Source organism: Mesorhizobium sp. M0184, from assembly GCF_040322215.1.
Taxonomy (GTDB): domain Bacteria; phylum Pseudomonadota; class Alphaproteobacteria; order Rhizobiales; family Rhizobiaceae; genus Mesorhizobium.
Genome location: NZ_JAMYSZ010000004.1, coordinates 123471 through 135714, shown reverse-complemented (window position 1 = coordinate 135714; position 12244 = coordinate 123471). Strand labels below are relative to the sequence as shown.

General features: G+C 62.5%; 9 protein-coding genes and 3 pseudogenes. 9 read left to right on the top strand and 3 right to left on the bottom strand.

Annotated features, from left to right (window positions below; genetic code table 11):
* Positions 1-86: 86 nt before the first annotated feature.
* The 4 genes and pseudogenes from NKJ23_RS07545 (at position 87) to NKJ23_RS07530 (ending at position 3718) form a co-directional block, all read left to right on the top strand.
* Positions 87-1130, top strand: a complete 1044-nt coding sequence (locus tag NKJ23_RS07545; protein ID WP_352679585.1) for an aldo/keto reductase — start codon at positions 87-89, stop codon at positions 1128-1130.
* Positions 1131-1194: 64 nt separating this feature from the next.
* Positions 1195-1734: pseudogene (locus NKJ23_RS07540) on the top strand (NADPH-dependent FMN reductase); the annotation flags it as partial.
* 186 nt (positions 1735-1920) lie between these two features.
* Positions 1921-2826, top strand: a complete 906-nt coding sequence (locus tag NKJ23_RS07535) for an NAD(P)-dependent oxidoreductase (protein ID WP_352679583.1) — start codon at positions 1921-1923, stop codon at positions 2824-2826.
* Positions 2827-3154: 328 nt separating this feature from the next.
* Complete coding sequence (locus tag NKJ23_RS07530; RefSeq protein WP_352679580.1) at positions 3155-3718, top strand: cytochrome b; 564 nt, start codon at positions 3155-3157, stop codon at positions 3716-3718.
* Positions 3719-4252: 534 nt separating this feature from the next.
* Here the strand turns inward: NKJ23_RS07530 and NKJ23_RS07525 are convergent.
* Positions 4253-5797: a winged helix-turn-helix domain-containing protein gene (locus NKJ23_RS07525; RefSeq protein WP_352679577.1), complete on the bottom strand. Its 1545-nt coding sequence runs from the start codon at positions 5795-5797 to the stop codon at positions 4253-4255.
* 188 nt (positions 5798-5985) lie between these two features.
* Between NKJ23_RS07525 and NKJ23_RS07520 the strand changes: the two genes are divergently transcribed.
* On the top strand, positions 5986-6687 hold the full coding sequence (locus NKJ23_RS07520; RefSeq protein WP_352679574.1) for an alpha/beta hydrolase: 702 nt from the start codon (positions 5986-5988) through the stop codon (positions 6685-6687).
* Positions 6688-6826: 139 nt separating this feature from the next.
* Here the strand turns inward: NKJ23_RS07520 and NKJ23_RS07515 are convergent.
* Positions 6827-7280 (bottom strand): annotated as a pseudogene (locus tag NKJ23_RS07515) (NAD(P)H-dependent oxidoreductase); the annotation flags it as partial.
* A gap of 70 nt (positions 7281-7350) precedes the next feature.
* Between NKJ23_RS07515 and NKJ23_RS07510 the strand changes: the two are divergent.
* Positions 7351-7824: pseudogene (locus NKJ23_RS07510) on the top strand (amino acid synthesis family protein); the annotation flags it as partial.
* A 34-nt stretch (positions 7825-7858) separates the two neighbouring features.
* Here the strand turns inward: NKJ23_RS07510 and NKJ23_RS07505 are convergent.
* A complete protein-coding gene (locus tag NKJ23_RS07505) occupies positions 7859-8893 on the bottom strand; it encodes an aldo/keto reductase (RefSeq protein WP_352679571.1) in 1035 nt (344 codons plus the stop codon).
* A gap of 187 nt (positions 8894-9080) precedes the next feature.
* Here NKJ23_RS07505 and NKJ23_RS07500 point away from each other — a divergent pair, with 187 nt between their 5' ends.
* From NKJ23_RS07500 to NKJ23_RS07490, 3 genes are all read left to right on the top strand, one after another.
* Positions 9081-10172 carry a sugar ABC transporter substrate-binding protein gene (locus NKJ23_RS07500; RefSeq protein WP_352679568.1) on the top strand — a complete coding sequence of 364 codons (1092 nt, stop codon included), beginning with the start codon at positions 9081-9083 and terminating at the stop codon, positions 10170-10172.
* A 208-nt stretch (positions 10173-10380) separates the two neighbouring features.
* Positions 10381-11391 (top strand): ABC transporter permease, encoded by a 1011-nt coding sequence (locus NKJ23_RS07495; RefSeq protein ID WP_352679565.1) that lies wholly within the window; start codon positions 10381-10383, stop codon positions 11389-11391.
* Positions 11388-12215, top strand: a complete 828-nt coding sequence (locus tag NKJ23_RS07490) for an ATP-binding cassette domain-containing protein (RefSeq protein WP_352679563.1) — start codon at positions 11388-11390, stop codon at positions 12213-12215. The genes NKJ23_RS07495 and NKJ23_RS07490 overlap by 4 nt, the downstream gene beginning before the upstream one ends.
* Positions 12216-12244: the final 29 nt, after the last annotated feature.

Here is a 12244-nt window from a genome sequence, read left to right as displayed (position 1 = left end):
ATTAAACCGATCAATAGCATCTCAATTATCCATTGGAAAGATGGACGGAGATTTCTCATGTTGCGGTGCACATAGGAGAATGCATCATGGATACGCTTCAACAATCGACATCCCTCGCCAAGGCACTCCCGACCCGCCGCTTGGGTCGCACCGACATGGAGATCACCCATGTCGGGTTCGGCGCCTGGGCGATCGGCGGAGCCGATTGGGCCGTTGGTTGGGGTGCACAGGACGATAGCGACTCGATCACTGCAATACGGCATGCGGTGGAACGCGGTATCAATTGGATCGACACGGCGGCTATTTACGGCCTCGGCCACTCGGAAGAGGTCGTGCGTCAAGCGCTCGCTGAGATCCCGGCCAATGAGCGGCCTTACGTTTTCACCAAGTGCGGCCTCATCTGGGACGAAAACGATCGCCAAGCGCTCCCCAGCAAAGTCGGCGCGCCTGCAAGCATCCGCCGCGAGGTGGAAGCCTCGCTGAAGCGCCTCGGGGTTGAGCGCATCGATCTCTACCAGATGCACTGGCCGGCCGAAGATGGCACGCCGCTTGAAGTGTATTGGCAAACGCTCCTCGAACTGAAGAAGGAGGGCAAGGTGCGTGCCGTCGGCCTTTCAAATCATAGTGCCGCGCAGTTGGAAACGGCCCAGAGCCTCGGCCATGTCGACACGTTGCAGCCGCCGTTCTCCGCGATTCGTCGCGATGTCGCCCAGGCCGAATTGCCCTGGTGCCACGCTCATGGGACTGGCGTCATTGTCTACAGCCCCATGCAATCCGGCCTTCTCACCGGCGGCTTCTCCGTCGCGCGCGCCCGGGCCCTGCCGAAAGACGACTGGCGATCCCGCAATGCGGAATTTTCCGGCGAAAAGCTTACCCGCAACCTGGCGTTCGCCGGTGCCTTAATACCGATCGCCGAGCGTCACAGCACGAGCGTTGCCGCGGTTGCGATCGCTTGGACGCTGGCCTGGCCGGGGGTGACGGGTGCGATCGTCGGCGCGCGCAGCCCGGCTCAGGTGGATGGCTGGCTTGACGCGGCAAGCTTCGAATTGACCGGGCGGGATTTGGCCGAGATCGCTGCCGCCATTGAAGCGACCGGCGCCGGCTCGGGCCCGTTGCAGTCCGAAAAGTAATTGTACCGGTGACGATGATAGCAGCACGTAGCCAGGCGCGGCTCCTCGGCCTGCCGGGGAGCCGCGCCGAGGCTCTTACTCCCTTGCTGTCCTGCGAGGCCTGCAGCCGGCGCTCAGTTCGGGGGTAGATCTCCAAATCTGCGATCCGCGGCTACCTCTTTACGATCAGGACGAAGACGGACCGTCGACACCGCAGACGGTGCAGGCGTTCAGGCAAGCCGTTGCGGAAAGCGACGGGATCGTAATCGCGACGCCGGAGTACAATCACGGCATCCCAGGCGTCGTCAAGAACGCGCTTGACTGGGCGTCGAGGCCACTCGGTCGGTCGGCGTTGACCGGCAAAGCGGTGCTCGTCATCTCCGTGTCGCCGGCCTTTACCGGCGGCGTTCGTGCTCAGGCACAGGCCAACGAGACGCTGCTCGCCATCCAGTCACGTCCCGTTCTCGGTCCGCAGGTCGTCATCGGCAACGTTGCCGACAAGATCAGGGATGGACGATTGACCGACGAGCCCAGCCTGCGCTTCGCCTTATCGGCGATCGATCGCCTGATCGCCCTTTGCCCAGCTGGTCATCAGGCCGAGTATGCGCAACCGTCGTTGAGCTGAGTCCAGATAATTTCCGAAAGTGCACTGCATGTTGGCAACCGCACGGTGATGGAGCACGTTCCAACGGGAACCGTATACCGCAAGACCTCAAGCCCAGGAGATCCAGCCAACCCGAGCGTCTGGATCGGGCGGATCGGCACGAGTGAGAAACGCGCGTTTCGCGACCCGCATGGAAAGGAGAACATCATGGATGTCGGCTTCATCGGACTGGGGCACATGGGGGCCGGAATGGCCACGAACATTCTCGAGGCAGGGCATGCCATGACCGTCTACAACCGAACGCCGGGCAAGGACGAGGTCCTCGTCCGCAAGGGTGCGCGCTCGGCGGCCGAGCTCTCAGATGCCTGCCGCGGCGAGGCTGTCGTCACCATGCTGGCAGACGATCACGCGGTCGAAAGCGTGGTCTATGGCGATGGCGGCTTGCTCGCGACCCTTCGCACAGGAGCGACACACATCTCCTTCAGCACGATCAGTGTCGCTCTGTCGGAGCGCCTGGCGGCCGATCATGCCGCGGCTGGCCAGCGCTTCGTCGCAGCGCCGGTGTTCGGCCGGCCCGATGTGGCGGCTGCCGGCAAACTGTTCGTCGTCGCGGCCGGCGCGCCGGACGCCATTGCAGCCGTGCAGCCGATTCTCGACGCCGTGGGCCAGAAGACCTTCGTCGTCTCCGAGACGCCGAAAGCCGCCAATCTGGTAAAGCTTAGCGGCAACTTTCTGATCGCCTCGGTGATCGAATCGCTCGGCGAAGCCATCGCGCTGGTCAGCAAGGGCGGCGTCGAAAAGCAACAATATCTCGACCTTCTGACGTCGACCTTGTTCACGGCACCCGTCTACAAAACCTATGGCGCGCTGATCGTGGAGGGCAAGTTCAAGCCGGCTGGCTTCGCAGCGCCGCTCGGCCATAAGGACATCCGGCTGACCCTAGCGGCAGCCGAGGACCTACGCGTGCCGCTGCCCCTCGCAAGCCTCCTGCGCAACCGCTTCCTCACCCTGCTTGCCCATGGCGGCGAAAAGCTCGACTGGTCGGCCATCGGCCAGCTTGCCGCCAGGGATGCCGGGGCAGACGTACCTTCGGCGGCGGGCATGCCCTCATAGGAGGTATAACCAAGCAGTATCCGCCGCCCTGCCCGGAAACGCCTGGCGTTTTTTGTAGGAGGCCGGCGTCGCGAAGGATCATGCGCAGTGTGGTCCGCAGGATCAGGCACATGGCGGACAGTCAGGCGTCTCGCCCGTGTAGCGGATCTTCAGTGCTTCCTCCCAATCAGCGCAGGTCCGCGACTGGAGGACGGCAAGGAGACCCAGCCTGCATCACTCGCCCTCGTTGCGGCTGAGAGACGCTTTGCATTACGAAACCGTAACATCGGAGCCGCAACTTCGCCCTAATGCAGTTAGCAACTCGAACGGTCTAAACCGGAGATGCCCTATGCCGATAGTCGGTTATTCCTCGGTCCAGAAGAGTTTGCACTGGGCTTTGTTCGCGTTGGTTGTAGGCATATATCTCCTGACCTTCGGCGATGATCTCTTCCAACATGGCGATCCCAACCGAGCCCTTGCATGGTGGCTTCACATCTCCTTTGGCCTGCTTCTGGCTGCTCTCGTGCTCTGGCGGGTGGCCTTGCGGTTGGCAAGAGGCGCACCGACTCTCCCCAATTCCATGACAGGTTTCGAACGTGCCGTGGCCAAGCTTGGTCATCTCGCCCTGTATGTCCTGCTTGTCGCAATTCCCGTGCTTGGCATCCTGCTAACGTGGTTTAGGGGCGATGCACTGACCTTTTTCGGATTGTTTACGATCCCGGCACCCTTTGTGCCGGATCGCGGCATCGCGAGCAGTATCAGAGAAATTCATAGCCTTTGCGCCAACGCAATCCTGATCCTGGCTGGCGGACACGCGCTAGCCGCACTATGGCACCACTTCGTGAAGAGGGACGACGTGTTGGAGCGGATGCTGCCCCATAGCCATCATCCCCAGCTTCGGCGATTTCATTGACGCGACAAGCCTGAAGGTCCGCGGCTGGGTGGACAACCCGAACGGGGAACTGATGGGGCCAGGCGTTGATCAAGTGCTGGATGGAGCCCTTGATGGCCTGACAGGATTAGCCGCTCCAGATCTGACAGATTGATAAGATCTTGCCTTTTGGCCATCACCAAACGTCTGGCTTGCAATGACACTACGCCCAGCATGCCGCCGCTCGTCTACGTTGACGCCCGAAACCAAGCGGTATGCATTTTGCAAGCGTTTATGGCTTCTGCTCGGTATCTGGATGCTTTTCTTCCGTCAGGCAACAGTGGAGCGAGCCGGCGCTTTCCTGACATCAGCGAGCGCACCGTCAATGAGATCGCACTGAGCCCGCGCACTGTTCAGTCATTGCCGAGGCCGCGCGAATATCTGGCCGGCAGGGCATTGTTGTGTGGCGGGTGCCGAAGCATCATGAGTGCCGGCGCCAGCGCAGCGCCGCACCGCCGATGCTTCGCGCTGCTCGCATGGGGAGCATTTCCGCGAGCCGGTTCGCGCGTTTCTCGGCTATGCCGGCAAGCCTGCCATCCGCATGGCGTCGGTGACGTCATCAACGATATCAGGTGCAAGTCCCACTGCGGCAGCCCAGCGGCCGATGGTGAAGCGCGGGTCGAGCGACAAAAGCCGCGTGGCCGATACTTTGGCCTCGTCGAGCCGCCCGAGCCTGGCCAGCGGTGCGGCCAGCCATCCGTGCAGCATGCTGAATCCGGGGTTCATTTCTACCGCCCGTCGGCCTGATATGACGGCCTGCTCGTGCCGGCCGGACAGGAAGTTGCCGAATCCGATCACGCCTTGCGGTACGCAGCTCATGGCGTCGAGGGGGTTCAGCCGTAACGCTTGCTCGCCCCAGTCGATCGCCCGGGCAGCGTCGCCGCCATACGCTACCGACACGCAGCCGAAGGCATAGATGAAGGCGCAGGAGGCGCTGAGCGTCAAGGCATGGGCAAACGCCTCGTCGGCCAGTCTGCGATCGTGCTCCACGATGCCGATGGTGAACCCGGCCAGAGCGAGCGCCATGGCGTCGCCCGAGCCGTGCTCGATCGCTGCATGGGCATGGCGGATCGATCTTTCCTGATTCTCCGGTTTCATGCCGCCGCGCACGAATAGTGACTGATGCGCCCAGGCGGCAAAGCCATGGGCAAGGGCGTAAGTCGGCTCGATGGCTAAAGACTGCTCCAGCAGCGGCAGGCCCTTGGCTGCACCCTGCGGCATGAAGGTGTAGACATCGGGCAGCGCGCGAAGCAGAAGATCGTAGGCGTCGAGACTGTCGGGGCGCTTGCGTCGGACGCGTTCGATCTCGGCCCGGCGCAGATTGGGCTCTATTGCCGCGATCACGCTGATGGTGATCTCGTCCTGCAGCGCGAACACATCGGTCAGTTCGCGGTCGTAGCGTTCGGCCCACAGATGGCTGCCGTTCTCCGCATCGATGAGCTGGCCGGTGATGCGCACGCGACTTCCCACCTTGCGCACGCTGCCTTCCAGCACGTAGCGCACGCCGAGCTCGTGTCCGATCTGCTTCACATCCACCGCGCGGCCCTTGTAGGTGAAGGAGGAATTTCGCGCGATGACGAACAGCCACCTTATGCGCGACAGACCGGTGATGATGTCCTCGACCATGCCGTCGGCAAAGTAGTCCTGATCCGGATCGCCGCTCAGGTTCACGAAGGGAAGCACGGCGATGGAAGGACGGGCGGGAATGCCCAGGCCAGGCTTCGGTTGCTCCACCGGTGCCGTAGCCTCGGCCTCCTCGCGCACGGTGCCAACGAAGCGAAGGCCCCTGCGCAGGATGGTGCGGATGAGGCGCTGCTCCTCGCCACTGTCGTGCAGCGCATTGCGCGCTGCGTTGATGCGGCTGGCGAGCGTGGCGTCCGAGACGATGCGGCCCTGCCAGACCGCATCGATCAAATCGTCCTTGCTGACCACCCGCTCGCGATTGCGGATCAGATATTGCAGCAGGTCGAACACCTGCGGCTCGATGGAAATCAGGTCGTTGCCGCGACGCAGTTCGCGCCGATCGCCGTCCAGGGCAAAATCCTCGAAGAGATACGGCAACTTGCTGGCTCCAGATCGCGCGGGAAATAGCGACTCTCAACACTGTAGCCGCCTCGTGGGCGCAAAATCAAAGCGATCTGAATGCAAAATCAAGGCGGCCTGAATGTCGCCTCAAAGCGCGTCCGTCGGCCCTGCCGCATAGTCCTCCTGCAACCAACGCAAACAACACTTTGAAAAGGAGAACTCAAATGTCGAACACTGCCGCAAAGTCCGTCGTCCTCGTACATGGCGGCTTCGTCGATGGCTCCGGGTGGGACGGGGTCTACCAGATCCTCAAGAAAGACGGCTATGACGTGACCATCGTCCAGAACCCGACGACCTCGCTCGCCCACGATGTCACTGTCACCAAGCGCGCCATCGCCGCCGCTCCCGGCAACGTCATCCTGGTCGGCCACTCTTATGGCGGCGTCGTGGTGTCGGAAGCCGGCACCGATCCGAAGGTGGCAGGTGTCGTCTATATCGCAGCCTTCGCACCGGATGCAGGCGAGTCGGTTTCGACCCTGATCGCCAACCCGCCGCCCGGAGCGTCGGTGCCGCCGATCCTGCCGCCCGTCGACGGCTTCCTAATGCTCGACAAGGCCAAGTTCGCCGCTTCGTTCGCCGCCGATGTCCGTCCTTCGCTCGCCTCCTTCATGGCCGATTCGCAGGTGCCGTGGGGTGTGGCGGCGCTCGAAGGCAAGGTCACCGCTCCAGCCTGGAAGGTGAAGCCCTCGTGGTATCTCGTCGCCACCGACGACAAGATGATCCCGCCGCCGGCGCAGCGCCAGATGGCAACCCGCGCCCAGGCGACGACAGTTGAGGTTGTCGGCAGCCACGCTGTCTATGTCTCCAACCCCGCAGCTGTCGCCAAACTCATCGAACAGGCGGCCACCAGCGTCGTCAAGAACTGAACCCGCATCCACTTCATGGACAGCCTGGGCGCCTGGCGGCACCCAGGCTCTTTGCTGTTCTCATCATGCGCCCATAAGCTCCGCCGAACCCGGTTTGCGGCTCACCGATTCGCCGTCCCGTTTGCGTCAACAATCCGTCTCAGATCGACCGCTGATTGACCTGCTTGGCGACCTCTTCGGCGCTTTCGACGCGCTCTGAATAGCGATCGGTAAGGGAGGCGGGACGGTCGCGCAGAAGCAGGGTGAACTTCATCAGCTCCTCCATCACGTCAACGATACGGTTGTAGCAGGACGACGGCTTCATCCGGCCAGCCTCGTCGAACTCTGCGAAGGCCTTCTACCGAAGACTGGTTCGGGATCGTAACCATCCGCATCCACCGGCCGAGGATGCGGAGCTGGTTGACGGCGTTGAGGCTCTGCGAGCCACCCGACACCTGCATGACGGCGTGCGTGCGGCCCTGGGTCGTCCTGACACCGCCTGTCGACAACGGCAGCCAGTCAATCTGGGCTTTCATGACGCCAGACATCGACCCGTGGCGCTCTGGCGAACACCAGACCTGACCTTCCGACCAGATCGAGAGATCCCGGAGCTCTCCACAGAACGTCGCCAGCGGCATACTGCTGAACGGGGATAAGCAGGAGCACTAGCTGTGGAGCCTCAGGGCGGGGCGGGGCTTCGTCGAAAACCTTCGCCCCGAAATCCTAGACGTCACCCCCAAGGTCGGCGCCGAACTCACCCGGCGGCTGATCGCCTTGATGCCGCCTAGTGAAATCGAATCCTACGGCAAGGCTGCGGCGGTCGGCGTCAACGGCGAGATCGAGCATGCCTCGGCGCTGATCCACACACTGCGCTTTGGCAATCTGTTCCGCGACGCCGTTGGCGGCACCACCTATCTCGAATTCTGCAATACGCGAAACGCGCCCGGGGCATTGCTGTCATTGCCGATGATGCACAAGAGCGAGAACGGCAGGCGCTCGCATTTCCTCACGGCAAATTTCCAGATCGCCGACGCGCCAGGTGCCGACGAAGTGCTGGTTGCCATTGGAGCAGCCAATGGCGGACGGATGCATGCCCGGATCGCCGATCGCTTTCAGGATGTTGCAGAAATGGAGGCGGAGAACGCCTCCGCGCTATGAGTGGTCGCTCGGGCAGCCAAGCTCAGATTGCCCGTCACGATCGAGGTACGGGTGCATCGATTTCAATCAGTCGGGCGTCCTTGAGATCGGCCCACAGAGCCGGAGGAATGTCCTCGCGCAAATAACCCAGACTCTGCTTCAGCTCTTCGACCGACCGCGCGCCTGGTATGACGCTCGACACCAAGGGGTGGCCGAGCGGGAACTGAAGTGCGGCCGCCGGCAACGATACATGATAGCGGGCGCAGACCGCCTCGATGCGCCTAACGCGTTCAAGCACCGGCTCCGGCGCCGGCCTGGTGTTGAAGGTCGCGCCCTTGACGGCACCCGTGGCCAGGATGCCGGAATTATAGGGACCGCCGATGATGATCCTAGTGCCGCGCTGCTCGCACAGCGGCAGCAAGGTCGCCAGCGGCTCCTGCTCGAGCAGCGTGTAGCGGCCGGCAAGCAGGAAATAGTCGAATTCCCCGGCCACGACGAAATCGGAGAGCATCTGCCATTGGTTGATGCCGACGCCGACCGCCTTGATGACGCCTTGCGAACGCAACTCGTCGAGCGCCGGGTAGGCGCCGTTCATGGCCTCCCTGAAGCGGCTTCTGGCATAGGGGTCCTCGCCGGGGCCGAAATGAATGGCTTCGTCCGGATCATGGATCGAGACCATGTCGACATAGTCGGTGTCGAGGCGCTTCAGCGTTCCTTCGAGCGAACGCATCACGGCATCGCGCGAATAGTCGAACTCGGCGCGGAAGGAGCCGGGCTGGTCCCACAGCGCCGGCTGAAGGTCCTCGGGCGGGATCGGCACGAGGTCGTAGCCGATCTTCGACGAGATGACGATGTCGGCGCGCGGCAGCGACTTGATCGCCAGCCCAAGCCGGGTCTCGCTGACGCCAAACCCATAGACCGGCGCGGTGTCGAAATAACGGATGCCATTGTCGTAGGCCGCGTGCACCGTCTTGACCGCGGCGTTGGTGTCGACGGCGCGATACATGTTGCCCAGCCCGGTGCCGCCGAGCCCGATCGTCGTCACCTTCAGGCCGTTCTTCGCGACAGCCCTGAATTCGATTTCAGCCATTTTCTCTTCCTGTGATCCCTGCTGTCCATCGTGCCGATCAAGCGGCAGCCTTCCCGTACCGCGCTCAGGCCGCGAAAGGCCATCGTGAATCCGGCGTCGAAAAAGCATTGACACAAAAGTTGTCATATAACAATGTAACCAGACGACAAATGTGGGCAAGTCCGCAAAACGAAGAGGGAGGAACCAAATGGACGACGAAACGAATAATCAGATGGAGATGGTGAATGCCGCCATCAGCCGGCGCAGTGCTTTCGCACTGGCCGGAAAGCTCGGTTTGGGTGCCGCCGGCCTGGCCAGCGGCCTAGCAGGTGCGGGTCTTGCCAGTGGCATCAGTGCCGCGAAGGCAGCGGATTCATCGGCCGGCCTGCCGAAGAAGCCCTACAAGTTCCACTTCGTCTGCCATGTGACGCTCGACCAGTTCTTCACGCCGACGGTCTATGGCATCCAGGACGCCTGCGCCGCCTTCGGGTGCAGCTATCAGTGGACGGGTTCGCAGAAGAACGTCGTCTCCGAAATGGTCAGCGCCATGCAGACCGCGATCGCGCAGAAGTCGGACGGCATCGCCGTCTGCCTGGTCGATCCGACGGCCTTCGACGCCGCCACCGACATGGCCGCGCAGGCCGGCATCCCGGTCGTCGCCTTCAACGCCGACGTGCCGGTCGGTAGCCCCAACAAGCGGCTGTCCTATGTCGGCCAGCCGCTTTATCAGTCGGGGTACAATTCGGCGCTGAAGTGGCTGAAGCTGATTCCCAAGGGCGGCCACGTCATGCTGTCGATCGGCGTTCCCGGCTCGCTCAACACGCAGCCGCGCCTCGACGGCTACATCCAGGCGATTAAGGACAGCGGCAGCGGCGTCACTTACGATGTCGTCAACACCGGACCCGATCCGGCAACGGAAATCTCGCGCGTCGAGAGCTACTATCTCAGCCACAAGGACGTCAAGGGCATGTTCGGCACCGGCGGTTCCGACACCTATGCCTGCGGTTTCATCTCCAACAAATATGGCCTGGTGAAAGCCGGCGGCGCCGTGGCCGGCTTCGACCTGTTCCCGCAGACGCTGGACTTCATCAAGTCCGGCGACGTCAACTTCACCACCGACCAGCAGGCCTATCTGCAAGGCTTCCTGCCCGTCCAGCAGATGTACCTGTACAAGCTCTCCGGCGGTCTCGTCGGCCCGGCCAACAGCGATACCAGCCAGGCCTATGTGACCAAGGACAATGTCGACGCCTATGTCGGCAAGTCCCGCTTCGAGGGTCGCAGCGACGTCGAGCCGACCTGACACTGTCCAGCAGGCGAAACTTCTGCCCTCGCCGCGTCATCTTCCGATGACGTGGCGAGGGCCCCCGCCGACTGACGGAAAGTCAGTCGGCTAGCCTGTCGCCGATCCGTCTCTTCGCCCAGAATTCGAAATCAGGAAGACAAGTGTGCCGCCAATCGAACCTAAGCCAGCGAAGAATAGGACAGTTGGCGTCAAGATACCGCACACGATGACAGAGAGGCTGCTCATCCTGCTTTCCCGCTACCGGGAGGCCAGTATCGCCGTGGTCGCCGTAGTGCTGGTGATCTATTTCCAGGTCGGCAGCGATGGCGGATTCCTGTCGCCGCAATTCATGAGCGTCGTGCTGCGCGACACCGGCCGGCTCGGCCTGATCGCCGCTGCCGAGGTCATGCTGATGATCACCGGACAGATCGATCTCTCCTTGAGCGCCATCTTTTCGATCGCACCTTACGTCATGGCTCTGATGTCGGTTGCCTGGGGCGTACCGCTGGCTGTCGGCGCGGTCATCGGCGTGCTGATCGGCATACTTGTCGGGGCCATCAACGGTATCATTACGGTACGTTTCCGCGTGCCGTCGCTGATTACCACGGTCGGCACGCTGTTCTTCCTGCAGGGCATCGTCGTCTCGATCTACAACAGCCAGCCGATCGTCGCGCCGGTCGAACAGCCGTTCAACGCGATCTTAGGACAGAGCCTCTACCAGCCGTCGGATGCCCTGCTTTCCTGGCACGGCGTAACGGCCTTCACGCCCTTCCTGTGGACGGTGCTGATCGTGCTGGTGCTGGCGCTGGTGCTCAACCGAACCACCTTCGGGCTGCACACGATCGCGACGGGAAGCAACATCATCGGCGCGCGTGAGATCGGCGTGCGTAGCGACCGGATGAAGGTCTACAATTTCATGATCGCCGGCGGCTGCGCGGCTTTTGCCGGCATCATCAACACCGCCCAATTCACATCCGCCGACCCGCAGGCCGGTAGCCCGTTTCTCACCTTGCAGGCGATCGCGGCAGCAGTCATCGGCGGCACCTCGCTGATGGGCGGCTCCGGCACCGTCCTCGGCGCTCTGATCGGCGCCTTCGTAGTCGCCTCACTCAACAACGGACTGGTGATGATCGGCGCCCAGGCCACGGTTTCCGACATCTATCTCGGCGCCGCCATCATCGCCGCCATGGTACTCAGCATCCAGGTCGACCGCCTGCGCACCAGGAGGCGCCTATGAACAAGCAGACCATTCCGCCGCTCGCACCCGATGCGCCGGTCGTCCTGGAAATGTCAAACATCTCCAAGAGCTTTGGCGCCGTCACCGCGCTGGTCGATGTCTCGATCAAGCTGCGTCAGGGCGAGGTTCTGGCGCTGGTTGGCGACAATGGGGCTGGCAAGTCCACCCTGATCAAGATCCTGTCCGGTTTTCACCGGCCGGACACCGGCACGATTGTGTCGCAAGGCAAGGAGGTGCGTTTTGCTTCGCCACGAGACGCACGTGCCCAAGGCATCGAAACCGTCTACCAGGACCTCGCGCTGATCGGCGACCTCAGCGTCTTCCACAACATGTTCCTGGGCCGCGAATACCACAAGCGCATCCTTGGGCTGAACCTGCTGGACAACAGGAGAATGCGCGAGCAGGCGCAGGTCTACCTGGACACGCTGGGCATCTCGATCCCCAGCGTCAACAGCACGGTCGACCTTCTGTCGGGCGGACAGCGCCAATGTATCGCCGTTGCCCGCTCGATCTACTCGTCGCCCAAGATACTGGTCCTCGACGAGCCGCTGGCCGCACTCGGCGTGCGCGAGAGCGCGCATGTTCTGGGCCTGATCCAGAACCTTCGCCAGCAGCGCCAGGTCTCGGTGATCCTGATCGTTCACAACTACAATCAGATCTTCGAAGTCTGCGACCGCATCAACTTCCTGCATTCGGGCGAGGTCGCGCTTGACGCGTCCACATCCGAGACGAGCGAGGAGGAATTGATCCGCATTGTCAAGTCGGGTCTCGGCAGCAAGGCGATCGACGCCGCGGCAGCCGAAGTCCGACCAGGCATCGTATGACCCTGCCGCCACCAAACATTACGGCCACA

Bases quoted from the DNA above. Each gene is read 5' to 3' on its own strand.
- NKJ23_RS07495 (WP_352679565.1), top strand. From the start codon at position 10,381: ATGACAGAGAGGCTGCTCATCCTGCTTTCCCGCTACCGGGAGGCCAGT.
- NKJ23_RS07490 (WP_352679563.1), top strand. From the start codon at position 11,388: ATGAACAAGCAGACCATTCCGCCGCTCGCACCCGATGCGCCGGTCGTC.
- NKJ23_RS07530 (WP_352679580.1), top strand. From the start codon at position 3,155: ATGCCGATAGTCGGTTATTCCTCGGTCCAGAAGAGTTTGCACTGGGCT.
- NKJ23_RS07520 (WP_352679574.1), top strand. From the start codon at position 5,986: ATGTCGAACACTGCCGCAAAGTCCGTCGTCCTCGTACATGGCGGCTTC.
- NKJ23_RS07545 (WP_352679585.1), top strand. From the start codon at position 87: ATGGATACGCTTCAACAATCGACATCCCTCGCCAAGGCACTCCCGACC.
- NKJ23_RS07500 (WP_352679568.1), top strand. From the start codon at position 9,081: ATGGACGACGAAACGAATAATCAGATGGAGATGGTGAATGCCGCCATC.
- NKJ23_RS07535 (WP_352679583.1), top strand. From the start codon at position 1,921: ATGGATGTCGGCTTCATCGGACTGGGGCACATGGGGGCCGGAATGGCC.
- NKJ23_RS07505 (WP_352679571.1), bottom strand. From the start codon at position 8,893: ATGGCTGAAATCGAATTCAGGGCTGTCGCGAAGAACGGCCTGAAGGTG.